The following is a 25,704-nucleotide window of genomic DNA, read 5'->3' as shown; positions in this document are numbered from 1 at the left end:
AATGGCAGAAGTTCCTGTGCCCATCAGGGTGGCGCTCGTTGATGACCAGCAGTTGGTGCGGTCCGGTTTTGGAATGCTCATCAATTCCCAGCCGGACCTTGAGGTCGTAGCCGAGGCCGGTAACGGGATCGAGGCTGTCCAGGCGTTGGCAGCCACCGCCGCCGATGTTGTCCTCATGGATGTCCGGATGCCGGGCATGGACGGCATCGAGGCAACCGGCCGCATCCTGGAACAGGCCGCAGCACAGCCTTCAGGCTCCCAGCGGGCGGAAGTCAAAATAGTGGTGCTGACTACCTTCGACCTGGACGAGTACGCGCTGGCAGCCATCCAGGCCGGGGCCAGCGGGTTCCTCCTGAAGGATGCCCCACCCGAAGAACTACTGGAAGCCATCCGCACCGTCTTCCGCGGGGATGCGGTGATAGCTCCCTCCACCACCAGGCGTTTGCTGGACCATGTGGCACCGTTGCTGAGGACACAGACGCCGGAGCAGTCCGTGCACGCTGCCGCCGTCGAGCGTCTGACGACCCGCGAGCGCGAGGTCTTCCAGCTGATCGCCCAAGGACAGTCGAATCCCGAGATCGCCGCGGGGCTGTTCCTCTCGGAAGCCACAGTGAAAACCCATGTGGGGCACATCCTTGCCAAGTTGGGGGCCAGGGACCGGGTGCAAGTAGTGGTGATCGCCTATGAGACCGGCGTTGTAGCCCCTGGGTCCTAGCATCTCCGACCTGGGTATGAGTGCCGCCGCCGGACAATGGGCCCTTGGCCCGATCCTGTAGGGCCATGGCAGAACATAGCGTGAAAGCATGTCAACATTCACGCACCTCTCCCACCCGTCAGGAACCGAGCGGCCCAAGGGCTCCGACGCCGCCCAGGCCCGCCCCGCCGTCGAGGCCCACGAGCTGAGCAAAAGCTACGGCCGCGCAGATACCACTGTCACCGCACTGAACAAGGTCTCGGTGAGCTTTGATGCTGGAAAGTTCACGGCCATCATGGGGCCCTCAGGTTCCGGCAAGTCCACGTTGATGCATTGCCTTGCCGGCCTTGATACAGCTGACTCGGGCCGTATTGTCCTCGGTGGCACGGAGTTGACGGGCCTGAACGACCGTCAGCTCACGGCGCTCCGCAGGGAGAGGATCGGCTTCGTTTTCCAGGCCTTCAATTTGGTGCCCACGTTGACGGCCGAGCAGAACATCACCCTTCCGCTGGCTTTGGCGGGGACCACCGCCGACGCCGCGTGGTTGGATACCGTTGTCACCACCCTGGGCCTGAAGGACCGGCTCAAGCACCGCCCGCACGAGCTTTCCGGCGGGCAACAGCAACGCGTGGCAGTAGCCCGGGCCTTGCTGACCCGTCCCGACGTCGTGTTCGGCGATGAGCCAACGGGCAACCTTGACTCCAAAGCCGGCGGTGAAGTGCTGGCATTGCTCCGCCGGAGCAGCCAGGAGATGGGCCAGACCATCATCATGGTTACCCACGATCCCGTGGCCGCCAGCTATGCCGACCGCGTGGTCCTGATGAGCGACGGCGGGCTGGTGGGCGAGATCCATGATCCCACCGCGGATTCGGTCCTGGCAGCCCTCGGCAAACTGGGGGCCTGAGCATGCTGCGTGTTGCCGTTTCCCAATTGACGACGCATTTCCGGCGTTTCGTCGCCATCGGACTCGCGGTGATGTTGTCCGTCATGTTCCTCTCCGCGACGCTGATGGTGGGTGCAAGCACGAATGCCTCCCTGGGCGCCAGCATCGGTGAGTCGTACCGCAACGCCGATCTGGTTGCATCATCCAGGAACGGCGAAGCGTTCACCCAGGCAGCTGTGGACGCTGCCGTGTCCGCCCCTTCAGTGGAGGACAGCTACGCCGAGCGGTCCACTTATGTCATGTTCGAAGCCGGCGGCGGTGAGCAGTACGGCCGGCTTCGCAACGCAGCGCCGGCATCTTTGGAGGGCGCTGTGTTGAAGAGCGGCTCCATGCCGTCAAAGGCGTCGGAGGCAGTGATCGATGTCAAGACCGCTGAGCATCTTGGACTGTCCGTGGGGAGCATGCTTGAACTCCGCGGCGCAGGACCTGTCAAGACCGCCAAAGTCAGCATTACCGGCCTGATCCAGGCCACCAATGATCCTTTCTCCTCCTCGGCAGCGCAATTGGTGGCCTCCGATGCCGTCCTGAACGCGGTGCAGGACGCCGGAGCCGGGTTTGCCGGGGTTCAGTTTTCACTCAAGTCCGGCGAAGACGCGGCGGCGGCCAAGGAGTACATCACCCATCGGATGGAGGCGGCGGGAGCGGCATCTCCTGTGCTGGAAACGGCCCAGGAGAAGGTCACATCCACTGTGGCCATGCTGAGCGCGGGGCAGGACCAGCTGACCATAGTCCTGCTCGCATTCGCCGGCGTGGCCATCCTTGTCTCCACGTTGGTGGTAGCGAACACCTTCTCCGTTCTGGTGGCCCAGAGAACCAGGGAGCTGGCCCTTCTTCGGTGCCTGGGAGCAGGCCGGGGACAAATCCGCGGCTCGGTCATGCTCGAAGCTTTGGTGGTTGGTTTCCTGTCCTCGGTGCTGGGCGTCCTGGCCGCTGCAGGCCTGATGACCGGGCTGATTGCCTGGGCAAGGACCCAGCCGGAACAGGCCTTTGCGACGTTGGCTGTCCCACCGTCTGCCATTGTTGCCGGCTTGGTCGCCGGAACAGTGTTGACTGTGGTCGCGGCGCTGGTTCCCGCAAAGGCGGCCACCGCCGTCGCGCCCCTTGCTGCGCTGCGCCCCAGCGATGACGCGTCCGTCCGGAACGCACGGGGCAAGGTGCGCCTGGTCCTGGGGCTGGTGGCCCTGCTGGGCGGCGCCGCGGCGCTGGTGTACGGCAGCGTGAACGTCTCGCTGGGCGTTGCCCTGCTGGGCGGCGCTGCCTCGTTTGTGGGCATTCTCCTTTGCTCCACGCTGTTCATCCCCACGGTTGTTGCCGTAGCAGGCCGGCTCGCGGCACCGGCGGGAGTGCCGGGCAAGCTCGCGGCTGTGAACGCCACCCGCAACCCTGCCCGCACCTCGGCGACGGCTGCGGCACTGCTTATTGGCGTCACCTTGGTCTCGCTCATGATGACCGGAGCGGCCACCTCGCGGCAGGCGTTCAACGACACCCTCGCCGAGAACTACCCTGTGGACCTTTCCGCCCAGACTGCGGTGGATGGCTCAGGCGATCACGATCAGGCCCTGACGAGGATCAAAGGCCTCGACGGCGTCAGCGCGGCGGTCCTGCTGGAGCCGGTGGGAACACTCAGCGATACAACCACCCCCGACGGCGGCCAGACCATTTACGGCATCTCCGCCGCCGATGCCGCGGAAGTCCTGCGCGATAACAACCTGAAACCTGGTCCCGGAACCCTCTATCTTCCCGAGGACTCTCCGGAAGGACCTGCCAGCATCGCGACTGCGGCAGGCAGCGTTTCCCTTGATGCCAAGGTACTGCGCACCCGTCACGTTCCGGCGTTCGTGGAGAGTTCCAGCATTCCTGCCTCTCCGCTGCCTGAAACCGCCTCCATGGTGTGGGTGAAACTGGATGATTCGGTCTCCACGGACAGAGTGCAGGCCCTTCAGAAGGACATTGCTGCGGCATTGGGTGTGCAGGAGCGCACGGTCAGTGGGGCCGCCATCGAGCGGGTGACGTTCAACAGCATCATTGACGTGCTGCTGTTGGTTGTCACCGGGCTGCTGGGTGTGGCCGTAGTCATTGCCTTGATCGGGGTGGCCAACACCTTGTCCCTCTCGGTCCTGGAACGGACCCGGGAGAACTCGCTCCTAAGGGCGCTGGGCCTCACCAAAGGCCAGCTCCGCGGAATGCTGGCCATCGAGGCCGTACTGGTCGCCGGCGTGGCCGCCATCATGGGTGCGGGAATGGGCATCGTCTACGGCTGGCTCGGGGCACAGGCAACCCTGGGCGGGGTAGCGAGTGTTGTTCCGGCCGTGCCGTGGCTGCAACTGGCCGCCGTCTTTGGCGTAGCTGTGGTGGCAGGTCTGCTGGCCTCGGTCATCCCGGCCCGGCGGGCGGCGCGACTTTCCCCGGTGGAGGGACTGGCTACCGCCTAGACCCTCTTCCACATATCCCCCTGAAATAAGAAACGCTCTCCCACTTCCCGGCAGGAAGTGAGAGAGCGTTTCTTATTGATGCCCGTTAGGTGGGAGAGGGTTTACGCCTCGGCGGGCTCCTCGTAGCGGGGGAAGACCGGTGCCGGAGCCGGCAACTGTGTGCCCGCAACGATCGGCGTGGCGATTGCGGCGAACTGCCTGGCCGCACCTTCGGCCTGGCCGAGCACCTCAAGCAGTTTGGCGGACGACGACGGCATGACCGGCTGGGCGAGGATCGCTACGATCCTCACGACCTCCAACGTGACGTACAGGACCGTGTTCATACGCTCGATGTCCGTCTTCCGCAGGACCCACGGGGCCTGCTCGGCAAAGTAGGCGTTGGTGTCGCCCAGCACGGTCCAGATGGCTTCGAGCGCCCTGCTGAATTCCTGCTTGTCAAAGGCGGAGCGGGCTGTCTCCAGCAACTCCCCCGCCTGTGCCAGCAAGGCAGTGTCCTCGGCAGTGAAGGCGCCCGGTACCGGAACCTTGCCTTCGCAGTTCTTCGCCACCATGGACAACGAACGCTGGGCAAGGTTTCCGAAGTTGTTGGCGAGGTCCGAATTCATGCGGCCCACGATTGCCTCGTGGTTGTAGTTGCCGTCAGCACCGAAAGGAACTTCGCGGAGGAAGAAGTACCGGCACTGGTCCAGCCCGTACTGGGCTACGAAATCCTGGGGGGCCACCACGTTGCCGAGGGACTTGGACATCTTGACGCCGTTGTTGGTGAGGAAGCCGTGGATCATGACGCGTTGTGGCAGCTCCAGTCCGGCGCTCAACAAGAACGCAGGCCAGTAGATGGCATGGAAACGCGAGATGTCCTTTCCGATCACGTGGACGTCAGCGGGCCAGAACTTCCTGAAGGATTCAGACTCGATATCCGGGTAGCCAACGCCGGTGAGGTAGTTGGTGAGGGCGTCAACCCAGACGTACATGACGTGCTTCTCATCGCCCGGAACAGGAACACCCCAGTCGAAGGTGGTGCGGCTGATCGACAAGTCCTCAAGACCACGCTTGACGAAGCTGATGACCTCGTTGAAGCGGGACTGCGGTGCGCCGAATTCAGGCTGAGCCTCATACAGCTCGAGAAGCTTTTCCTGATAGTTGGAGAGCCGGAAGAAGTAGCTCTCCTCAGCAGTCCAGGTGACCAGGGTGTCAGTCTCCTTGGAGTAGCGGAGCCCGTCATCCTTCACTACGGTGTCGTCCTCGACGTAGTACGCCTCGTCGCGGACGGAGTACCAGCCCTCGTACTTGGACAGGTAGATGTCGCCGTTGGCTTCCATCTTCTTCCAAATGGCTTGGGAAGCGGCATAGTGATCGGGATCGGTGGTGCGGATGAAGCGGTCGTGGGAGATGCCCAGGTCCTTGCTCATCTGCTGGAACGCCGCCGAGTTGCGGTCCGCGAGCTCCTTGGCAGTGATGCCTTCCTTCTCGGCAGACTGCTGCATCTTGAGTCCGTGCTCGTCCGTCCCGGTCATGAAGAACACTTCATGGCCGTCAAGGCGCTTGAAACGCGCCATGGCATCGGTGGCAATGACCTCGTAGGCGTGGCCGATGTGCGGCACGCCGTTGGGGTAGCTGATTGCGGTGGTGATGTAGAACGGGGATTTCTCTGGAGACGTCACTCTAAGAAGTTACCTTTATTTAGGATGAAATAGCTTAGTTTAGTTCGGTCAGCGTATCGCTGAGCCGGACCAGTTCGTGGTCGTGGGAGGCCACCAGCACGGCGATGCCATCACTGGTGGTGTCCTTGAGGATCCCGATGATGCGGTTGGCCGCGGCCCGGTCCAAGCTGGCCGTGGGCTCGTCCACCACCAGTACGCGGGTACCCAGGATCAGGGCACGGGCAATAGCCACACGCTGGCGTTCACCACCGGAGAGCTGGGCGGGACGGTGGCGCATGCGGCGTCCCAGGCCCACCAGGTCCAGGAGGTCCTTGGCCATCTCGGTCCGCTGCTCCACTTCGCCGTCAGGCACGGCGGGAAGCAGGACGTTCTCCAGGGCGCTCATGCCGTCGATCAAGGCGCCGCCCTGGTCCACATATCCGATGAGTGCACGGCGACGGTCGGCGATTTCGTCATCGCCCATGGTCTCCAGAGGCAGGCCCTCCCAAAAGACCTTGCCCGACGTCGGGAGCGTCAGTCCGGCGCTCACCGTCAGGATGCTCGTCTTGCCGGAACCGCTTCGGCCGGCGATGCAGTGCATCTCACCGGCGTGGAGGGTGAGGTTGAAGTCGTCGACGACGTCCACTTCCTCGGCGCCGCCTTTGTCGCCACCGTAATGGATGGTCACGCGGCTCAGTTCCAAGGGAGTTGCGTGGTCAGCGGCCTTCACGATCGTGTTGGCGCGGGTCTGCAGCGACTCTTCCGTGGATTCCGGGGTGGCCGTCAGCTCGGGGTTGAGTTTGTCAGTCATTTGACTACTTTCGTTGCAATCGGAATCCAGCAAATTACGGCCAGCAGACCGGCCAATCCGGCCCACAGGGCCGCGTAGGGTGCCAGCAGCAACCCGAGTCCCAGGGCGCCGAGGACGCCGAGGGGAAGTGCCACCGTGCCTACAAGGGCGTTCTCGAAGAAGCGGACCTGGCCCAGCATGTCCGGGTTCCAGCCCATGGCCTTCAACGTACCGAGGTACTCCCGCTTGGCGTGGAGTTCAAAGCGACCGGTCACGAGGGTCAGCAGCAGGCCAACCACTACTCCGAAGACTGCCAGGATGACGCTGGGCAAGGCGATGCTTGCAGCGGCCAGGCCACTGAGGGCGCTGGCCCCGGCCGCCCGCGGAATATCGATCAGCAGCGCGATCAGGGCACCTACTGCAGCCCCGAACACACCTACCGCCACCGCAAGGGAGATGGAGTTGAACCGGTTGGTGGTGAGTTGCCTGTTGGCGAAGGTCAACGGAGAGTCCACCGTTACAAGGCGGTCATCGTGCTGCGGCTCCTGGTCGATCACCACGCGGTGGCGCAGCTGCTGGGCAGCCAGCCACGCGGCTCCACAGTAGATGATCAGCATGGTCACTGAAACGATCACGGTGGCGATGTTCCAACTGAGCAGGCTGAGGATGACTCCGGCGGCAGCGAGGGCTGCCGCGCCTACGGCAAATTCTTCAAGGACCCAGGACCGGATGCGTTTCTGCGTCCAGCCCATCGCCCTGAGAATGCCGGCTTCGCTCCGGCGCTGCCTGATGTAGCTGACCGTCGACGCGCCGGTCAGGAGCGTTGCGCCCAACAGGGTCAGGAAGAGCAGGGTGATGTTGGTACCGGTCAGCGAACCGGAGACGGCATCGGCTGCATCCTGGCGGACCCACGACTGCTGGACGGTGCCCAGGGGTGATTCCTTGCCGGCGTCGTCCTTGCTGTAGCCGGGGACGAAGATATTGGCGTCCTCGCGTGCGGAACCGGCCACCACGGTAGCTTCCAGTCCGAGCTCGCGGATCTGGGTGGCCAGTTTCTCCACCTCGGGCTGTGCCGTCTTCCAGTTACCGGTAGCGGAGGCCTTGACCCGGATGGCGTCAATGACATCGGCGTTGGTGTCATAGCCGCGGGCTGCGGCGAGGCCGTAGTAGTCGGTGATGGCACCGGCGGACTGGCTGACCAGACCCGTAGCACTCAATGAGGGCTTCAGTTCGGTACCCTCGACGTCCTTGCCCTCAGCGTCCTTGGTGAGGGTCATCGGAGTGGGGTCGTAGCCGCCCAGGGGCAGCTTGTTGACATCACCGGCCGCCGACTGGACGGCTGCGGGGTCGAAGGTGCCGTACACCATGGGAAGCGGTGCCGCCGGCTTCTTGCCCGTTTCCAGGTCTTCCCGGTAGGAGCGCTCATCAACAGGCTTCCGTTGGGTCTGGTCCACGGCTGCACCAAAGGAAGACTTCTCCGGGAGACGGTTGACCGTCACCCAGTCCCCCGGCGTGGCGCTCTTGTCCGAGGCACCATTGGAGGCTTCGTCGCCGTCCTTGTACTTGGGCGCAGCGGCGAATGCTGCGCTCCAGGTTGCCGGGTTGTACAGGCCCTGGCTGAAGGAAGCGGTGCTTCCCAGCAGCTTGCTGTGGTCTGTGGAGCCTGGCCATTCGAGGGCAAACGGGGACTTGGAGACGAACGGGAGGTAATCCTTGTCCAGGCTGCGCGTGACCGTGCCGACCTCGTTGACCACCTTGCCGCTGGCGTCCAGTTCTTCGATTTTGACCGAGTACTGCAGGTCAAGGGAGGTGCCGGAACGGACAATGAGCGGGATCGCCTGGGAATCGTCGGTCAGCAACCCGTCACGCTTTGCCTGCTGGTACTGGGTCATCAGCGGCGCCCAGTACTTGAGCTTGACGCCCAGGAAGTCGGGGCCCTCCTCCAGCTGGTCCATGCTCAGGCCCGTGGTGAAGAGGCTTTCGAAGTGGCGCCCGATTGCTCCGGCGTCACGTGCATCAGCCGGCGGGGCCTTCTCGAGGGGCGCCAGGAAGTCGCCTGCGGATCCCAGCAGCGCCCTTTCGGCCGCCGGGTCAACCGCGACGACGGACTCGGTCACCTCAGGTGCCAGTGGCAGCGCTACGGAGAGGTTGAAGAGGTTGTGCTCGGAGCCAAGCGCGGGAGCCGGGAACTTGACCCCGGTCTCACCTTCGGGTCCGGCAATCCTGACGTTGGAGCCGCCTGCAGCCTGCTCCTGGATCAAGCGACCCTTGCCCAGGGTGCCCTCTGCGCTGGTCTTGAAGAGTGTTTGCTGGTTCACGCCGTCGGAGCTCGTGGCCGAGGCGGTCAGCCGGTACTTCTTGGGCGTATCGGACAACACCGATTCGGCAGCGGGCCATTTGCTGGAATCCATGGCCGAGGGGTCCCCCGCTGTCACAGCTCCGGCCAGGCCGGCGTTGTAGCCGAGGTAGTCCATGGCGTTGAGGCGGGGAGCCTCAAGGTTCTGCGAAACGCGGGAGACCAGGCTGATGGGGGCGGCAACCGCCGTCTGGCCCATGGTGCGGATCTTTTCCAGCTGTTCAAAGCTGATCCCGCCCTGGCCGTTGGCGATTTCCGGCTGGATCAATGCACCGCCGTCGCCATCTTGGTCCTGGTCAGGCTTGGCCTGGACCAGGATGTCGTAGAGACCCCGCGAGTTCTCATCCACTGTCCTGTTCAAAGCAGCCTGCGACTGGCTTTGGACGAGGACGGACAAGCACATAGCGACGATCAAAATGGCCGCGGTCAGCAGCAGCACACGGCTTCTGATGAACCTTTGGACGGCGTTCATTGGGCTCCCTGAGACCTTGATTGCGGGCGCGCACGCAAAGTCCGGAACTCCTCAAAAGACACAAGGGAATACCGGGCTGTAGGTGCAAAAGTTGTGGCCGGCCTGCTGCCGGGTCCGAATCCCGGACCCAGCCATTGTAAGCAGACCGGCCACTCCAGCGTGCCAAAGGTGTGTCGCCGGCACGCGAACTCAGCTGATGGAAATCAGGTAAAGTCCTAGTCCTCCAGGTCCACTTCCCGGACCATGTCCGCGCCAATGCCGGCCTTGATGGCTTCCAGGACCTGCTGTGGCACGGAGCTGTCGATGGTCAGCAGGGCAAGAACCTGGCCGCCTTCGGTCTGGCGGGCAACCTGCATGCCGCCGATATTGATGTTGTTCATGCCCAGGATGTGTCCGATGGTGCCGATAACGCCGGGACGGTCCGCATAGGCCACCACCACCAAGTGCTCGCTGATGGGGATTTCGACGTCGTACCCGTTGACGCCCACCAGCTTTTCCACCTGCTTGGGACCCGTGAGGGTTCCGGCAACGGAGATCTGGGAACCATCGCTGAGGGCACCACGGATGGTCAGGACGTTGCGGTAGTCCTCAGCATCCGGAGTGGTGATCAGGCGGGTGTTGATGCCGCGCTGTTCGGCGATCACAGGGGCGTTGACGTAAGAGACCTGTTCGGTGACCACATCGGCGAAAACGCCCTTCAGTGCAGCAAGCTCGAGCACTTTGACATCCAGCGAGGAAATCTCGCCTGCAACTTCGACGTCGATCTGGGTGAGCGAAGCGTGCGTCAGTGCGGTGAAGATGCGGCCCAGCTTTTCAATCAGCGGGATGCCCGGGCGGACATCCGGGGCGATGACTCCGCCGGCGACGTTCACGGCGTCGGGCACCAGTTCACCGGCAAGGGCCAAGCGAACCGATTTGGCCACGGAAACCCCGGCCTTCTCCTGGGCTTCGTCCGTTGAAGCGCCCAGGTGCGGAGTCACGATGACGTTGTCGAACTCGAAGAACGGCAGGTCGGTGCTGGGCTCCTTGACGAAGACGTCAACGCCGGCTCCGGCAATCTGGCCTTCCTTCAACGCAATGTGGAGTGCTTCTTCATCCACGAGGCCGCCGCGGGCTACGTTGACCACGTAGGCGGTTTCCTTCATCTTGCGGAAAGCATCAGCGCCGAGCATCCCCACCGTTTCGGGCGTCTTGGGCATGTGGATGGTGATGAAGTCGGAGTTCTCCAGGAGCTCGTCCAGGGTGACCAGCTTGACGCCCAGCTGGGCGGCGCGGGCCGAGGTGATGTAGGGGTCGTACGCCAGGATCTGGGTATCGAAGCCCTGCAGGCGCGCTGCGACCAAGGCACCGATGCGGCCCAGGCCGATGATGCCGATCTTCTTCTCGAAGAGTTCGATGCCCGTGTACTTGGAGCGCTTCCACTCGCCATTCTTCAGCGCGGAGCTCGCCTGCGGAATGTGGCGTGCCAAGCTGAGGATGTGGCCAACGGTCAGCTCGGCTGCGGAGACGATGTTGGACGTCGGGGCGTTGACCACCATGACGCCTGCCTGGGTGGCGGCCTTGATGTCCACGTTGTCCAGTCCGACGCCGGCACGGGCGATGACCTTCAGGTTCTTCGCGGCGGCAATGGCTTCGGCGTCCACCTGGGTAGCCGAGCGGACCAGGATGGCATCGACGTCGGCGATTGCGGACAGCAGCTGCGAACGGTCTGCGCCGTCGGTCTGTCGGATTTCAAAGTCCGGGCCCAAAGCCTCGACTGTGGCGGGCGAAAGTTCCTCGGCGAGGAGGACGACGGGTTTGCTGGCTGACACGGGGAGGCACCTTACTTTGGACAACTTTTGGGACAGGACTGGACAAGGAGCGGATGCGTGGCCCGGGGCACGGCGCCGGGACCAGCCCAGAATATCGAATACGGGCCGGGATTCCGCTGCCGGCGGGGGATGTTACGGCCGGGCCGGCGGCCGTTGTGAAGAAGTTCACAGCCAAGGCCGCTGATGAAAACCTGGGCGCAATGCCGGTGATACGGCAACGCCCGCCCGGCTTTGTCCACCGGGCGGGCGCGTCGTTATGTGGCGGAGGCCTTAGGCCGGCGCCGAAGGATCAGCGGGCTGCGGAACCTTCAACGTAGTCAGCGTCCTGCTGCTGCCAGGAGAAGAGGGAGCGCAGTTCGCGGCCGACCTCTTCGATCGGGTGTTGCTCTGCCTTGGCGCGAAGTTCCTTGAACTCGGTACCGCCGTTGTCCTGGTCATCGATGAAGCGCTTGGCGAACGCACCGCTCTGGATGTCGGCGAGGACAGCCTTCATGTTTTCCTTCACCTCGGGGGTGATGACGCGCGGGCCGGAGACGTAGTCGCCGTACTCTGCGGTGTCCGAAACGCTCCAGCGCTGCTTGGCGATGCCGCCCTCCCACATGAGGTCAACAATGAGCTTGAGCTCGTGGAGGACCTCGAAGTAGGCGATCTGCGGCTGGTAGCCGGCTTCGGTCAGGGTTTCAAAGCCGTACTGGACCAGCTGGGAAACGCCGCCACAAAGAACGGACTGCTCGCCGAAGAGGTCGGTTTCGGTCTCTTCGGTGAAGGTGGTCTTGATGACACCGGCGCGGGTACCACCGATCGCCTTGGCATAGGACTTCGCCAGGTCCCAGGCCGAGCCTGAGGCGTCCTGCTCCACTGCAATGATGTCCGGGATACCGCGGCCGGCTTCGAATTCGCGGCGAACCGTGTGGCCCGGCGCCTTCGGTGCGATCAGGATGACGTCAACGCCGGCCGGAGCCTCGATGTAGCCGAAGCGGATGTTGAAGCCGTGGGCGAAAGCAAGTGCCTTGCCCTCGGTCAGCTTGTCCTTGATGGAGTCGTTGTAGATCGCGCGCTGGTGCTGGTCCGGTGCCAGGATCATGATGACATCTGCCCATTCGGCGGCGTCCGCAACGTTCTTGACCGTGAAGCCGGCGTCCTCTGCCTTGGCGGCCGACTTGGAGCCGTCCTTCAGCGCAATAACAACCTCGACGCCGGAATCGCGCAGGTTAAGCGCGTGGGCGTGGCCCTGGGAGCCGTAGCCAACGATGGCTACTTTGCGGCCCTGGATGATCGACAGGTCTGCGTCGTCGTCGTAGAACATTTCAGTCACTTGCGTAACTCCTCTTGAGTGGTTTTCTTAGATATTGATTGTGGTGCTGCGGTACTGGACGTTCTGCTCACGCGGAGCGGAGCGCCCTGTCACTCATGGAGCGGGATCCCCGTCCAACGGCCAAGGTGCCGGACTGCACGATTTCACGGATGCCGAACGGCTCGAGCACTGAAAGCAGCGCGGCGAGCTTCTCGGGGGTACCGGTTGCCTCGATCACCAACGAGTCTGTGGACACGTCGACGACTGCGGCACGGAACAGGTCTGCAGCCTGGGTAACCTGCAGGCGTGTCGCGGCATCCGCACGTACTTTGACCAGGATGTGGTCACGTTGTACGGAAGATTCGGAAGTCAGCTCAACGATCTTGATGACGTTGACCAACTTATTGAGCTGCTTGGTGACCTGCTCGATCAGGTCGCCGTCGGCGTCGACGACAACCGTCATGCGGGACATGCCAGGGACCTCGGTGGGTCCCACAGCCAGGGAATTAATGTTGAACGCGCGCCGGGCAAACAGGCTGGCCACGCGGGTCAGCACGCCGGGCTTGTCTTCTACCAGAACGGACAGTGTGTGGCGGGTCATGCCTAGTCCTCCTCTTCCCATTCCGGGGTCATGTTGCGGGCAACCTGGATCTGGTCATTGCTGACACCTGAAGGCACCATGGGCCACACCATCGAGTTGGGGCTGACCACGAAGTCGATGACCACGGGGCGGTCATTGATCTCGAGTGCCTTCTGGATGGTGGCGTCGATGTCCTCGTCACGCTCGCACCGCAGTGCAGCGCAACCGTAGGCGTCGGCCAGCTTCACGAAGTCCGGAATCCGGACGGTGTCGTGGCCTGTGTTCAGGTCCGTGTTGGAGTAGCGGCCCTCGTAGAACAGCGTCTGCCATTGGCGGACCATGCCCAGCGAGGAGTTGTTGATGATGGCCACCTTGATGGGGATGTTGTTGATGGCACAGGTGGCCAGTTCCTGGTTTGTCATCTGGAAGCAGCCGTCACCGTCGATGGCCCAGACCACGCGATCCGGTTCACCGACCTTGGCACCCATGGCCGCCGGAACCGAGTATCCCATGGTTCCTGCTCCACCGGAGTTCAGCCAGGCGTGCGGCCGTTCGTACTTGATGAACTGGGCAGCCCACATCTGGTGCTGGCCCACGCCGGCAACGTAGATGCCTTCGGGACCCGTGAGTTCACCGATCCGCTTGATGACGCGCTGCGGTGCGGTGAGTCCGTCTTCCGGCTCGGTCCAGCCCAGCGGGTACGTATCGCGCAAGTTGCCGAGGAAGGCCCACCAGGAATCCAGGTCCGGGGTTCCGCTCAATTCAAACTGCGTCTTCACGGCTTCGGTGAGTTCGGGAATGATCTCCTTGACCGAACCAACGATCGGGACGTCGGCAGTGCGGTTCTTGGAGATCTCAGCCGGGTCGATGTCAGCGTGGATGACCTTGGCAAACGGGGCGAAGGTCTTCAGCACGCCCGTCACGCGGTCATCAAACCGGGCCCCAAGGGTGATCAGGAGGTCTGCTTGCTGAAGTGCGGTCACGGCGGAGACCGAGCCGTGCATACCGGGCATGCCGACATGCTGCGGGTGCGAATCAGGGAAAGCACCACGGGCCATCAAGGTGGTAACCACGGGAGCGCCGGTAGCCAGCGCAAGTTCCATGAGTTCGGCCGAGGCATGGCCCTTGACCACGCCGCCGCCGACGTACAGCACGGGCTTGCTGGCAGCAGCGATCAGCTTGGCAGCTTCGCGGACCTGCTTGTTGTGTCCACGCACCACGGGACGGTAGCCCGGCAGGTCCACCTTCGGAGGCCAGGAGAACGTCATCCTGCCCACCTGGGCGTCCTTGGCGATGTCCACCAGGACCGGGCCCGGACGACCCGTGGAGGCGAGGTGGAATGCCTCGGCCATCACATGCGGGATGTCGTTGGGGTCCGTCACCAGGAACGAGTGCTTGGTGATGGGCATCGTGATACCCACGATGTCAGCTTCCTGGAAGGCATCGGTGCCGATGACTCCGCTGGATACCTGTCCGGTGATGGCCACCATCGGCACGGAGTCCATGTGGGCATCCATGATGGCGGTAACGAGGTTGGTGGCACCGGGGCCTGAGGTGGCGATGCAAACGCCAACCCGTCCGGTAACCATGGCGTAGCCTTGCGCGGCGTGGCCGGCTCCCTGTTCGTGACGGACCAGGATGTGATTCATGCTGGAGGCCATCAAGGGGTCGTAGGTGGGCAGGATCGCGCCACCGGGCAAACCGAAAATATCGTCCACGCCGAGTTCTTCGAGCGAGCGGACAATTGCTTGCGAGCCGGACATCACCGTTGGGGGTACAACGGTGTTCGGCCCAAGTACAGGAGAGAGAGGTGCAGCAGCGTCGACGACGACGGCCTCAGCCGTACGGTCGACCTTTTCCGGAGCTTTGTGGGCTCCAGCGGACTTTGCAGCCATCAGCGAGGGGCTGATCGGCGATCCTTTGCTCATCGGACTCTTCCTTAGTGGATCTTCAATAGATGGGTCTTGCTTGGGGGAATAAAAAAACCCCTCAGCCTTCCGGCTCTTCGAGGGGTTTGCGCGTGACGGTTCGTTACCAGTCGGGCTAAGCCACGCGCTTGGTAAGGACGACGACGCCGACGGTAACGAATGTGATCATGCGTTCAGTGTTCCCTCTAAGTGAGATACGTGTCAATTGACCACTATCGTATCTCACTATTTGGACAGCCATGTCCGCCTGCCGGACTCCGGCGGCCCTGCGGCAGCCGGAGTCCCAGACAGGAATTATCCGCAGTACGCCCCCGTTGAGGCGCTGTGGACAAGCTTGGCGTACTTGGCAAGGACACCCTTGGTGAACTTCGCCGGCAGCGGCTCCCAGCCCTCCTTGCGGGCTTCGAGCTCCGCCTCGTCCACCAGGAGGTCGAACGAGCGTGCAGCGATGTCGACGCGGATGCGGTCCCCGTCCTTCACAAAGGCGATGGGACCGCCGTCGACCGCTTCAGGGGCAACGTGGCCAATGCAGAGTCCGGTTGTGCCGCCGGAGAATCGGCCATCGGTGAGCAGCAGGACATCCTTGCCCAGCCCTGCCCCCTTGATGGCGCCGGTAATGGCCAGCATCTCGCGCATGCCCGGACCACCCTTGGGGCCTTCGTAGCGGATCACCACCACGTCACCCTTATGGATTTCGCCGTTGTCCAGCGCAGTGAGGGCGCCTTGTTCACGCTCAAAGACGCGGGCGGTGCCTTCGAAGACGTCGGCGTCGAAGCCGGCGCTCTTCACCACTGCCCCTTCAGGTGCCATGGAGCCGTGGAGGATGGTGATGCCGCCGGTCTTGTGGATGGGGTTGTCCAGCGCCCGGAGGATCTTGCCGTCGAGGTCCGGCGGGTTGATGGAGGCGAGGTTCTCGGCGAGGGTCTTGCCGGTGACGGTGAGGCAGTCGCCATGCAGCAGGCCGGCGTCGAGCAGTGCCTTCATGATGACGGGAACGCCGCCAATCTTGTCCACATCGGTCATGACGTAGCGGCCAAAAGGCTTCAGGTCGCCAAGGTGGGGAATTTTGTCACCGATACGGTTGAAGTCATCAAGGGTCAGCTCGACTTCTGCCTCGCGGGCAATGGCCAGCAAGTGCAGGACGGCATTGGTGGAACCACCGAAGGCCATGGTTACCGCAATGGCGTTTTCAAAGGCCTTCTTGGTCATGATGTCGCGGGCTGTGATCCCCAGGCGCAGCAGGTTCACCACCGCTTCCCCGGACTTACGGGCGAAGTCATCACGACGCCGGTCTGCCGAAGGCGGGGCGGCCGAACCCGGAAGGGACATCCCCAAGGCTTCGCCGATGCAGGCCATGGTGTTCGCCGTGTACATACCGCCGCAGGCACCTTCGCCCGGGCAAATGGCTTTTTCGATCCGGGTGAGGTCTTCCATGCTCATCTTGCCTGCAGCACAGGCACCGACAGCTTCGAAGGCATCGATGAGGGTGACTTCCTTTTCCGAGCCGTCCTCAAGCTTGACCCAGCCGGGCATGATGGACCCGGCGTAGAGGAACACCGATGCGAGGTCCAGGCGGGCAGCAGCCATCAGCATTCCGGGAAGTGATTTGTCGCAACCGGCCAGCAGGACCGAACCGTCGATCCGTTCGGCCTGCATCACCGTTTCCACGGAGTCGGCAATGACTTCGCGGGAAACCAGAGAGAAGTGCATGCCTTCATGCCCCATGGAAATGCCGTCCGAGACGGAAATCGTGCCGAACTGCATGGGAAAGCCCCCACCGGCATGGACGCCTTCCTTGGCGCCTTGTGCAAGCCGGTTAAGGGAGAGGTTGCAGGGGGTAATTTCATTCCAGGAACTGGCGACGCCGATCTGGGGTTTGGCGAAGTCGTCGTCCCCCATGCCCACTGCACGGAACATCCCACGGGCAGGTGCAGCGTGGATGCCGTCAGTGACCACCCGGCTGCGTGGCTTGATATCCGGCGTGGTGTGTGTCGCAATCTCAGTGTCACTCATGACCAAAGTCTATGGGTACGCAGGCCCAGCCACCGCTGTTCCATGCCGCGTTAAGCGGGATCGGCCGAATATTGCAGGACACCGGCGCGTTCCCTTGTGGTCCGGCCCCCGGCTGTCCGGGGGTTCAGGTTCGCCCGGGAGCATCCTGGAGCTCCCTGGCGATCGCCGCGGCCTCGTTCCTGAGCATGTCAAGGACCATGGCGATGGTGCCCCTGGCTGCAACCTCCTGACGGGACAGGGCAACAATGCTCCTGCTGGCTTTCACGTCCGTCAACGGCCGGAGCACCAGTCCACGCCGGGCACTGGCCCGGGCGGTATAGCGCGGCAGGAGGCAGATCCCGTGGCCGGCGACCACCAGCGCTTCCAATACCCGCAGGTCCGGATACCGCTGGCCGCGCCTGGCTTGGCGGCCTGCATGGAGCTCGATCTGGCGAAGGACAGTGTCGAAGGGAAACCCCTCCGGCACGCCTATCCACGGGTAGTCCACCACATCCCCCGGGCTCAAACCTGCCTTCGCTGCCAGCGGATGTCCGGCGGGCATGGCGACGTCCAGGGCCTCTTCGAGCAGCGGGACAACCGTCAGTCCTTGGCGGGCAAATACGTCCGGCCCATCCACGCTGTGGGCCAGGACAATGTCGTAGTCCGCCACCAGCGGCGCGAAGTGGGCGGTTCCCGGGTCTTCGAAGTACGCGTCAAAAGTCAGCCCGTCCACCGCGGATACCCGATGCAGCACCCCGGGCAGGAGCATTTCGGCGGCACTGGGGAAGAAAGCCGCCGAGACACGGGTCTGCCAGCCTTTCCTGTAGGTGTCGATGGTGGACTCAGCGCGCGCCATTGCAGTGGCTATGTCCGCAGCAGCGGCCGCCATGGCATATCCAGCTTCGGTCAACTGGACGCCCCGGCCGACTTTTTCCACCAGCACAACACCGATTTCCGCCTGCAGTGTCTTCAATTGCTGCGAGACGGCAGAAGCCGTGACATTCATTGCTTCAGCTGTGGCACCGACGCTTTGCCGGTCTGCCAACTCGCGCAGAATCTGCAGCCTCTTGAAATCCATTCAGCCAGCCTAGGCGACCCCGGAGGAATTGGCTTTCCAGCCATTTCCGGCGCCGGAATTATGGCCTGCAGGGGCGGCAAATTTCCATGGAACAGCAGGTCAAACGCTGGACAGCCCATGGGGAGGCACGTAACGTCAGGAACACCACGAACTGCACCCCTGTGAGCAGAAGGGCATCCACATGGACTGGATAATTTGGGTCATTGTCATTGTGTTGGTCGTTGCCATTATTTGGTGGCTATTGAACCGCAACAAATCACGTAATTCCTCCTCGACTCCAGCACCCGCGGCAATGGAGCCCGCCAACACCGCTTCCCTGCCGGATACGGCCGCAGCAGCGGCGGGAGTAGCCGGACTTGCCGGCGTCACCAACCTGGGCAAAGCTGCCGCAGAGGGCAGCGGTCCCACCGCCGGGGAGCCATCCGGGGAGCCATTTGAGGACCCGGCACCCGCAGTGGACGAGTCCCTGGCAGATGAACCTGCCCAGCTCAAAGCGCGCCGGGACCAGGGTGCGGCCGACGCCGCGCTGTCCACTGACAGTGGCCCTGTGACTGACGCTGGCGCTGGCCCTGTCACCGACACTGACAGTGACGCTGACGCTGGCGCTGGCGCTGATCGCACCTCCCCCATGGGTGAAGTCCGGGATTCGCCCGAAGCCATGTCCACGGAACCGCAGCCAGCCGCCACGCCTGGCCTCACTGTGGATGAGCCTGTCATTGCTGCTCCGGTGGTGGAGGAACCGGAGGTCGGGGAACCCGTGGTGGCAGAACCAACAGTCAACTCAGACATAGTCGCCGCCGACACAGTCAACAGCGAGACGGTCAACAGCGACACGGTCAACAGCGGCGCAACGGTGCACTCGGCCGATGCCGGCGACGTTGACGATTGGGATGCAGGCACTGCGGATCCAGCCGGTGCTTCGGCGCTTGCGGCCAAGAATGAGCCTGCAGGCGAGGATGCCACTGCAGCGACGTCTGAGTCGGCAGACAAGGCCGAGTGGGAAACGTCCTGGACGGACTCGTCCGGCACCCCTGTCCACCATCACGAATACACGGACGTCCACGCCCCCACCCTGCCGGGCGCCGAGTCCGCAGCAGCGGAGGACCCCGCAACATCGGGTCACCTCGCCGCCGACCACCCCTACGGAACAGGCTCCTCCAGCACTCAGGCCGACGCCTACCCCGTGAAGGCCAGCGCAACGGCCATGACGTACTACGACGAAGACACCGCAGGCTATGAAGAAGTTGCCGCAGACGTGTGGTTCGAATCGGCGGCCCACGCTGAGGCCGCCGGCTTCAGGCCTCCCAGGCGCAGCCGGCACTGAAGGGTCTATCCAGCAGGGCTTCTGAGGGTTACAGCGATCTGATGGTGACGTCGATGGGCAGGCAGGCACGGGCAGCACGCAGTTTGCGCGCGTTCCTTCCGGCCTGTGCCATTGCCCTGGTGCTGGCAGGCTGTACGGGCAGCCCGTCAGCGCCAGGAACAGCGGCGACGCCAAACCCAAGCTCCAGCCCGGCAAGCTCCAGCCCCGATGGACCCGGGACTCCTGTCGTCACTGAAAAGCTCGACGTCGGGTTGCAGCTGCCGTGGTCGGTGGTCTTCCTCCCGGACGGAACAGCAGTGGTGTCCGAGCGCGACTCCGCCCAAGTCAAAGCGATCAGGGACGGGCAGGCCCGTACGGTAGGTGAGGTTCCCGGCGTCGACCCGGGAGGTGAAGGCGGCCTCCTGGGCCTTGCGTTGTCTCCATCCTTCGGCAGTGACCGCTGGCTGTATGCGTACTTCACCTCCGCCACCGACAACCGGATTGCCAGGATGACGCTGATGCAGGGCCCGGATGGCTCGTTGTCCCTGGGCGAGCCGGAGGTTGTCTTCTCCGGAATTTCCAAGGCATCCACCCACAACGGCGGCCGGATCCGCTTTGGTCCCGACGGTTTCCTGTATGCAGGCACGGGGGATTCACAGCGGCGGGAACAGCCTCAGGACATCAACGCTTTGGGCGGCAAGATCCTGCGCCTTACCCCTGATGGGCGGCCTGCCCCGGGCAATCCCTTCGGCGACAATCCCGTGTTCAGCTACGGGCACAGGAACGTCCAAGGACTGGCATGGGACAACGAGGGCAGGCTATGGGCCAGCGAGTTCGGACCTGACGTGGATGATGAATTGAACCTGATCACCCCGGGTGGCAACTACGGGTGGCCCACTGTGACCGGAGCTCCGGGCAGGAGCGGCGTGATTGATGCCAAGGTGGTGTGGCCTTCAACGTCCGAAGCGTCTCCGAGCGGACTGGAAATTGTTGGCAACGTGGCCTACACAGGTGCCCTTCGTGGCCAACGGCTGTGGAGCGTGCCGCTCGACGAAGAGACGGCAGGAAAACCTGTGGCTTATTTCACAGGACATTATGGGCGCCTCAGGGATGTTGCCCGGGCCCCCGACGGCACCCTGTGGGTGATCAGTAACAACCGGAACCCCGACTTTGCGCTGATTCTGAGGGTCTCGCCCTAGCGCCGGCCACCCTGTACGGGTCGATTTCGCAGTTGGGCGGATCTCGTGTATAGTTTCATGTCGTTGCGGAGATCGCCGGGGAAACAAAAGCCCCAAAGGTTGGTCGAATTCAACAGCTGCACCTCTAGCTCAACTGGCAGAGCAATTGACTCTTAATCAATGGGTTCCGGGTTCGAGTCCCGGGGGGTGCACAAAGGAAGCCCTGGAGTGATTTTCACTCCAGGGCTTTTTTTATTTCTCCTTCCACCGTGGAATCACCCCGTCATGGCATGCATCACTCCCCCACTCCTTTTGGTTTTGAACAGTCCAAATCTCGTGTAGAGTTATTCCTCGTTGCGGAGCTCAACGAGGAATGCGAATTCATCGAAGACTTAGTCAACAGCTGCACCTCTAGCTCAACTGGCAGAGCAATTGACTCTTAATCAATGGGTTCCGGGTTCGAGTCCCGGGGGGTGCACCAATAACAAAAAGGCTCCGGATCGTGAAAACGATCCGGAGCCTTTTTGTTTGGCCTGGCCGAGGCGCTCCGGGTAGGAACGCCTCGGCCTGGGCCTTGGTGTAAGTCAGTTCTGTGCTGCGTCAGCTGCGCCTTCGCTGGGTTCCGGCTCGGGAGCAGGCAAACCAGCCAGCCCCCGGACTACGATCCTCAGCTCCTCACGCAACCGTGCAGTATCAACGGCAACCGGAGACAGGACGTCCTGCTCAAGCTTTACCGCTTCGGCAAGCGCTGCACTGCCGGCATCCGTAAGGGTCACCACGTGGCTTCTGCGGTCGGAGTCGCTGCGCTGGCGCGTGATGTGCCCGTGCAGCTCCAACCGCGCAAGAGTGGTACCCATTGTCTGGGCCTTGACCCGCGCAACTTCGGCCAATGCTGCCTGCGTTATTGCACCTTTGGCGGCAAGCACCTGCATGGCTATGACCCCGGCGTGGGTAAGGCCGATGGACTTCAATTTTTCGTTCCACGAGATTTCCACCAGGCGCGCAGCTGTCGAAAGCAATCGGGTGGTGGGCCATCTCTCCATATCTGGCATGCCGACAGTATATGCGCGGACGGGGAGCCAGTGCGGCTTCACCCCACTAAACTGGGAAATCGCGATCCCCAGCTAGGAGCATATTGTGGCAGAACGACTTATCCCGGGCGACGTCGCCCCGAACTTCTCACTTCTGGATGAATCCGGTAAAAGCGTTGGCTTGGCGGACTTCCGCGGACGCAAAACCATCGTCTATTTCTATCCGGCAGCATCAACCCCCGGCTGCGCCAAGGAAGCCTGTGACTTCCGCGACACCCTGGCTTCACTGCAGGCTGCAGGCTATGAGGTTGTTGGCATCTCTCCCGATCCCGTCAAAGCACTGGCGAAGTTTGCATCCGAAGAACAACTGACCTTCCCGCTCCTCTCGGACGAGGACCATGCTGTGGCTGAGGCCTACGGGGCTTGGGGCGAGAAGAAGAACTACGGCAAGACCTACATGGGACTGATCCGGTCCACGGTGGTGGTGGATCCCGAAGGAAAGGTGTCCCTGGCGCAATACAACGTGCGTGCAACCGGGCATGTTGCCAAGCTCCGCAGGGACCTCAAGCTGGACAACTAGCAGGTACACTGGAGGCCGATGGCGGGCCGCCCCTGGGGCGCCGGCCATCAGCCGGCGCGAGTGGTGAAATTGGCAGACACGCAGGATTTAGGTTCCTGTGCCTTCGGGCGTGGGGGTTCAAGTCCCCCCTTGCGCACAGCATCAAAGGCAGTGAATGGACCACACAGAACACCCCCGATTTTGCAATCGGGGGTGTTTTTTCCTCAAGCAGCGGGGACAGCTTCCTGAAAATGCGCTGGGAAGTGCACTCAGGACGTTCAACTAGACTGGAATGCGGTCTGGCAAAGCCGGCCACAGCACTTCCAACCGGCTTGAGGGGACAAGAGTGGCAAGCAGCAAAATGCGGCGACTGACCGTACAGTTCGTAGCTGCAGCAGCGGTTTTGGGGCTGGCAGCATGCACAGGAGCGCCGGGCTCTGCGCCGTCTTCGTCTTCCAGCAGTACAGCTCCCGCAGAGCCTGCTGCCACCTTTAACTTCGGTACTGCCTCCATGCCCCTTGGGCTCGATCCCGCCATGACCGCGGATTCGGAGTCCTACCGGGTCACCCGACAGGTCCTCGAAGGACTGGTGGGCGTCGATGGCGCCACAGGTGAGACCACTCCCCTTTTGGCCACGGAGTGGAAAGACAGCAACAACGGGCTCAGCTACGATTTCACGCTCCGCTCCGCAGTAACCTTCCACGATGGCACCCCACTTGACGCTGCAGCTGTCTGCGCAAACTTCAACCGCTGGTTCACCTTTTCCTCCGAGCTCCGGAAACAAGCTCCCGGGATCTCTTTCCAGGGGGTGTTCAAGACTTACTCGGACGAACCCGTGTTCTCCATCTTCAAAGACTGCAAAGTGGTCTCTGCCACTGACGTCCAGATCAACCTGACGCGGCCTTTCACCGGTTTCCTCCAGGCGTTGACCCTTCCCGCCTTCGCCATTTCCTCGCCCACCGCCCTGGAAGCACAAAAAGCGAACGTGCTGGACCAGACCCTCAACGGCCAGGCCGTGTCCGCCTACGCCAGCCACCCCGTGGGGACGGGCCCATATGAATTCAGTGCCTGGGATGAGAATAAAATCACCCTGGCCACCTACAAGGGCTACTGGGGCAACCGCGGCCAGATAGCAACCATCAACTTCATTCCCTACGACCGCGCCGAAACGCGTCAGCAAGCCCTCTTGGACGGCAAGATCGATGCCTACGACCTGGTCACCCCCAGCACGTTTGACCAACTGGTAAAGAAGGGCGTGCAGATCATCCAGCGCGATCCGTTCTCCGTGATGTACCTCGGGATCAACCAGGCAACAGCCCCGTTGGACAAGCTCGAGGTCCGGCAGGCAATCGAAATGGCAGTCGATAAAGAAACACTGATCCGGCGGTTCTTCATCGACAACACGGCCCAAGCCTCGCAGTTCGTGCCGCCCAAGCTCAGCGGCTTCAACAACAATGCCCCCTCCCTGGGGTACAACCCCGATAAAGCCAAGGCCTTGCTGGAAAAGGCGGGCTACAAGGGCGAGGAAATCAAGTTCTACTACCCGTTGAATGCCACCCGCGCCTACATGCCCACTCCGGAGAAGATCTACGCTGAAATCAGCCGCCAGCTGGTTGCCGTGGGCTTGAACATCAAGCCGGTGCCCGTGGACTGGGAGGGCGGCTACCTGCAACGGGTCCAGTCGGCCGGAGACCGCGGCCTGCACCTCCTGGGGTGGAACGGCTCCTACGCTGACGCCGACAACTTCCTGGGGCCGCTCTTCGGCGAGAAACGCGCCGAGTTCGGCTATGCGGATTCAGAAGTATTCCACAAAATCGAGCGGGCACGCGCCATGCCTGATGGTGACGACCGCAACGCCCAGTACCAGGCCATCAATGCCGAAATCGCAGCCTCGGTCCCGGCAGTGCCCATCGCCTTCCCCATCTCGGCGTTGGCGCTGTCCAACAAGGTGGAAAGCTACCCGGCTTCACCGGTCCTCAACGAAGTTTTCACGAACGTCCGCTTAAAGCCTTGACGATTGCCCGCAATTTCAGTATTGGGTCCGCGCGGGGATATTCTGTGACAGCCAGTGCCGCCGCTAACGGAGATTGATCGTGACCTTCATTTCCAAGACTCAACATGCCGACGTCGTCCTTATTGGCGGCGGAATCATGAGCGCCACCCTTGGTGCGTTCATCAAGCAACTCGAACCCACCTGGACCATCTCCCTGTTCGAACGACTCGACGAAGCGGGGCTTGAGAGCTCCGGACCGTGGAACAACGCCGGCACCGGACATGCCGCGCTGTGTGAGCTTAACTACTCGCCCGCAGCCAAAGACGGCTCCGTGGACCCCTCCAAGGCCCTCCACATCAACGAGCAGTTCCAGCTCTCGCGCCAGTTCTGGTCCCACCTCGTGGACAGCAGCGTTATCGGTTCCCCCAAGGGCTTCATCAACACCGTTCCGCACATGAGCTTCGTCATTGGCGACGACCACGCGGACTTCCTCAAGACCCGGTACGAGGCACTTAAGCCCAACACGCTGTTCCGCAGCATGGAATACACCGAGGACCAGGACCAGATTGCCAAGTGGGCGCCCCTGATCGTCAAGGGACGCGACCGTAAGCAACGGGTTGCCGCTACCCGGGCTGCTGAAGGCACCGACGTCGATTTCGGCGCCCTGACACGTGAGCTGACCACCTACCTGCAGGACAGCGGCGCCGAGGTCAATTACGGCCACGACGTCACCAACATCAACCGGGCTGCAGGTGGCGGCTGGGACCTTTCCATCAAGCATCACAAGTCCGGCGAGCACGGCCGGATCCATGCGAAGTTCGTCTTCGTCGGAGCCGGCGGCGGAGCCCTGCACCTCCTCCAGGCTTCCGGCATTCCCGAGAGCAAGGGCTACGGCGGTTTCCCCGTTTCCGGCCAGTTCTTCCGCTGCACGGACGACGCCATCACGTCCCAGCACAGCGCCAAGGTGTACGGGCAGGCATCCGTAGGAGCGCCGCCCATGTCCGTACCGCACCTGGACACCCGCTACGTGGACGGCAAGCGTTCGCTGCTGTTCGGCCCTTACGCCGGTTTCTCCACCAACTTCCTGAAGACCTCCAGCTACCTGGACCTGCCCTTGTCCATCCGGCCGGGAAACATCATTCCCATGCTGGCTGTAGCCAAGGACAACATGGACCTCACCGCTTACCTCATCAAAGAGGTGGCCAAGCGCCATGAGGCCAAGGTTGAGGCCCTGCGCGAGTACTACCCGGAAGCTGCCGGCGGTAACTGGGAACTCATCACGGCCGGCCAGCGTGTACAGATCATCAAGAAGCACCCTCAGAAGGGTGGCGTCCTGCAGTTCGGCACCGAGGTCATTGCCTCCCGCGATGGTTCCATTGGCGCATTGCTGGGTGCCTCTCCGGGAGCCTCCACTGCTGTACCAATCATGATCGAACTGCTCCAGAAGTCCTTCCCGAAGAACTTCAAGGGCTGGCAGTCCAAGCTCAAGGACATGATGCCGGGCTACGGCGTCAAGCTCAACGAGAACCCTGAGCTCGCTGCCGAACTCGAAGCAAGCACCGCGCGTTCGCTGCAACTCGAAGTGGCAAACGCCGTCCAAAGCTAGGCCATACCCGGGGCTGCGGCCGGT

General features: G+C 62.7%; 18 protein-coding genes and 3 tRNA genes. 11 read left to right on the top strand and 10 right to left on the bottom strand.

Annotated features, from left to right (window positions below; genetic code table 11):
• Position 1 precedes the first annotated feature (1 nt).
• The 3 genes from AC6JA3_RS08735 (at position 2) to AC6JA3_RS08725 (ending at position 4,069) form a co-directional block, all read left to right on the top strand.
• Positions 2–715, top strand: coding sequence for a response regulator (locus tag AC6JA3_RS08735; RefSeq protein WP_497920076.1), 714 nt, complete (start codon positions 2–4; stop codon positions 713–715).
• 88 nt (positions 716–803) lie between these two features.
• A complete protein-coding gene (locus AC6JA3_RS08730) occupies positions 804–1,598 on the top strand; it encodes an ABC transporter ATP-binding protein (protein WP_347783246.1) in 795 nt (264 codons plus the stop codon).
• Positions 1,599–1,600: 2 nt separating this feature from the next.
• Positions 1,601–4,069: an ABC transporter permease gene (locus AC6JA3_RS08725; RefSeq protein ID WP_347783245.1), complete on the top strand. Its 2,469-nt coding sequence runs from the start codon at positions 1,601–1,603 to the stop codon at positions 4,067–4,069.
• 101 nt (positions 4,070–4,170) lie between these two features.
• On the opposite strand, the gene metG is transcribed toward AC6JA3_RS08725, so the two are convergent.
• The 9 genes from metG to AC6JA3_RS08680 form a co-directional block, all read right to left on the bottom strand.
• The gene (gene metG, locus AC6JA3_RS08720; protein WP_347783244.1) at positions 4,171–5,730 is read right to left on the bottom strand and encodes a methionine--tRNA ligase; all 1,560 of its coding nucleotides are present in this window, start codon (positions 5,728–5,730) and stop codon (positions 4,171–4,173) included.
• A gap of 34 nt (positions 5,731–5,764) precedes the next feature.
• Positions 5,765–6,520, bottom strand: a complete 756-nt coding sequence (locus AC6JA3_RS08715; protein WP_026540219.1) for an ABC transporter ATP-binding protein — start codon at positions 6,518–6,520, stop codon at positions 5,765–5,767.
• A complete protein-coding gene (locus tag AC6JA3_RS08710) occupies positions 6,517–9,327 on the bottom strand; it encodes an FtsX-like permease family protein (RefSeq protein ID WP_347783243.1) in 2,811 nt (936 codons plus the stop codon). The genes AC6JA3_RS08715 and AC6JA3_RS08710 overlap by 4 nt, the downstream gene beginning before the upstream one ends.
• A 215-nt stretch (positions 9,328–9,542) precedes the next feature.
• Positions 9,543–11,138, bottom strand: a complete 1,596-nt coding sequence (gene serA / locus AC6JA3_RS08705) for a phosphoglycerate dehydrogenase (RefSeq protein ID WP_026540217.1) — start codon at positions 11,136–11,138, stop codon at positions 9,543–9,545.
• Between the two features lie 289 nt (positions 11,139–11,427).
• Positions 11,428–12,453 carry a ketol-acid reductoisomerase gene (ilvC, locus tag AC6JA3_RS08700; protein ID WP_026540216.1) on the bottom strand — a complete coding sequence of 342 codons (1,026 nt, stop codon included), beginning with the start codon at positions 12,451–12,453 and terminating at the stop codon, positions 11,428–11,430.
• 67 nt (positions 12,454–12,520) lie between these two features.
• Positions 12,521–13,033 (bottom strand): acetolactate synthase small subunit, encoded by a 513-nt coding sequence (gene ilvN, locus AC6JA3_RS08695; RefSeq protein WP_021470923.1) that lies wholly within the window; start codon positions 13,031–13,033, stop codon positions 12,521–12,523.
• A 2-nt stretch (positions 13,034–13,035) separates the two neighbouring features.
• Positions 13,036–14,940, bottom strand: coding sequence for an acetolactate synthase large subunit (locus tag AC6JA3_RS08690; protein WP_347783242.1), 1,905 nt, complete (start codon positions 14,938–14,940; stop codon positions 13,036–13,038).
• A 294-nt stretch (positions 14,941–15,234) separates the two neighbouring features.
• Positions 15,235–16,953, bottom strand: a complete 1,719-nt coding sequence (ilvD, locus tag AC6JA3_RS08685; protein WP_223943283.1) for a dihydroxy-acid dehydratase — start codon at positions 16,951–16,953, stop codon at positions 15,235–15,237.
• A gap of 124 nt (positions 16,954–17,077) precedes the next feature.
• Positions 17,078–18,010, bottom strand: a complete 933-nt coding sequence (locus AC6JA3_RS08680; RefSeq protein WP_026540213.1) for a LysR family transcriptional regulator — start codon at positions 18,008–18,010, stop codon at positions 17,078–17,080.
• A 181-nt stretch (positions 18,011–18,191) separates the two neighbouring features.
• Between AC6JA3_RS08680 and AC6JA3_RS08675 the strand changes: the two genes are divergently transcribed.
• From AC6JA3_RS08675 to AC6JA3_RS08660, 4 genes are all read left to right on the top strand, one after another.
• Positions 18,192–19,334 carry a sunset domain-containing protein gene (locus tag AC6JA3_RS08675; RefSeq protein ID WP_497920075.1) on the top strand — a complete coding sequence of 381 codons (1,143 nt, stop codon included), beginning with the start codon at positions 18,192–18,194 and terminating at the stop codon, positions 19,332–19,334.
• Between the two features lie 53 nt (positions 19,335–19,387).
• Positions 19,388–20,512, top strand: coding sequence for a PQQ-dependent sugar dehydrogenase (locus AC6JA3_RS08670; RefSeq protein WP_431768478.1), 1,125 nt, complete (start codon positions 19,388–19,390; stop codon positions 20,510–20,512).
• Positions 20,513–20,630: 118 nt separating this feature from the next.
• Positions 20,631–20,703: transfer RNA gene (locus AC6JA3_RS08665), tRNA-Lys, on the top strand.
• A gap of 193 nt (positions 20,704–20,896) precedes the next feature.
• Positions 20,897–20,972 (top strand) — tRNA-Lys (locus AC6JA3_RS08660).
• A gap of 103 nt (positions 20,973–21,075) precedes the next feature.
• Here AC6JA3_RS08660 and AC6JA3_RS08655 read toward each other — a convergent pair.
• Positions 21,076–21,543: a MarR family winged helix-turn-helix transcriptional regulator gene (locus AC6JA3_RS08655; RefSeq protein WP_347783239.1), complete on the bottom strand. Its 468-nt coding sequence runs from the start codon at positions 21,541–21,543 to the stop codon at positions 21,076–21,078.
• An 85-nt stretch (positions 21,544–21,628) separates the two neighbouring features.
• On the opposite strand from AC6JA3_RS08655, the gene bcp reads away from it, so the two are divergent.
• The 4 genes from bcp (at position 21,629) to AC6JA3_RS08635 (ending at position 25,680) form a co-directional block, all read left to right on the top strand.
• Positions 21,629–22,102, top strand: a complete 474-nt coding sequence (gene bcp, locus AC6JA3_RS08650) for a thioredoxin-dependent thiol peroxidase (protein ID WP_347783238.1) — start codon at positions 21,629–21,631, stop codon at positions 22,100–22,102.
• 54 nt (positions 22,103–22,156) lie between these two features.
• Positions 22,157–22,238: transfer RNA gene (locus AC6JA3_RS08645), tRNA-Leu, on the top strand.
• A 189-nt stretch (positions 22,239–22,427) separates the two neighbouring features.
• Entirely contained in the window at positions 22,428–24,095 is a 1,668-nt protein-coding gene (locus AC6JA3_RS08640; protein ID WP_497920074.1) for an ABC transporter substrate-binding protein, read from the top strand.
• Between the two features lie 79 nt (positions 24,096–24,174).
• On the top strand, positions 24,175–25,680 hold the full coding sequence (locus AC6JA3_RS08635; RefSeq protein WP_091550236.1) for a malate:quinone oxidoreductase: 1,506 nt from the start codon (positions 24,175–24,177) through the stop codon (positions 25,678–25,680).
• Positions 25,681–25,704: the final 24 nt, after the last annotated feature.

The sequence above is a fragment of the Arthrobacter sp. TmtSoilC79 genome (genome assembly GCF_059739405.1).
This window is presented reverse-complemented; position numbering and strand designations above follow the sequence as displayed.

Coding starts and splice junctions, on each gene's coding strand:
- AC6JA3_RS08680 (WP_026540213.1), bottom strand. CDS start 18,010: ATGGATTTCAAGAGGCTGCAGATTCTGCGCGAGTTGGCAGACCGGCAA.
- ilvD (WP_223943283.1), bottom strand. CDS start 16,953: ATGAGTGACACTGAGATTGCGACACACACCACGCCGGATATCAAGCCA.
- AC6JA3_RS08675 (WP_497920075.1), top strand. CDS start 18,192: ATGGACTGGATAATTTGGGTCATTGTCATTGTGTTGGTCGTTGCCATT.
- AC6JA3_RS08725 (WP_347783245.1), top strand. CDS start 1,601: ATGCTGCGTGTTGCCGTTTCCCAATTGACGACGCATTTCCGGCGTTTC.
- AC6JA3_RS08690 (WP_347783242.1), bottom strand. CDS start 14,940: ATGAGCAAAGGATCGCCGATCAGCCCCTCGCTGATGGCTGCAAAGTCC.
- ilvN (WP_021470923.1), bottom strand. CDS start 13,033: ATGACCCGCCACACACTGTCCGTTCTGGTAGAAGACAAGCCCGGCGTG.
- AC6JA3_RS08670 (WP_431768478.1), top strand. CDS start 19,388: ATGGGCAGGCAGGCACGGGCAGCACGCAGTTTGCGCGCGTTCCTTCCG.
- AC6JA3_RS08715 (WP_026540219.1), bottom strand. CDS start 6,520: ATGACTGACAAACTCAACCCCGAGCTGACGGCCACCCCGGAATCCACG.
- AC6JA3_RS08730 (WP_347783246.1), top strand. CDS start 804: ATGTCAACATTCACGCACCTCTCCCACCCGTCAGGAACCGAGCGGCCC.
- AC6JA3_RS08655 (WP_347783239.1), bottom strand. CDS start 21,543: ATGCCAGATATGGAGAGATGGCCCACCACCCGATTGCTTTCGACAGCT.
- AC6JA3_RS08710 (WP_347783243.1), bottom strand. CDS start 9,327: ATGAACGCCGTCCAAAGGTTCATCAGAAGCCGTGTGCTGCTGCTGACC.
- AC6JA3_RS08735 (WP_497920076.1), top strand. CDS start 2: ATGGCAGAAGTTCCTGTGCCCATCAGGGTGGCGCTCGTTGATGACCAG.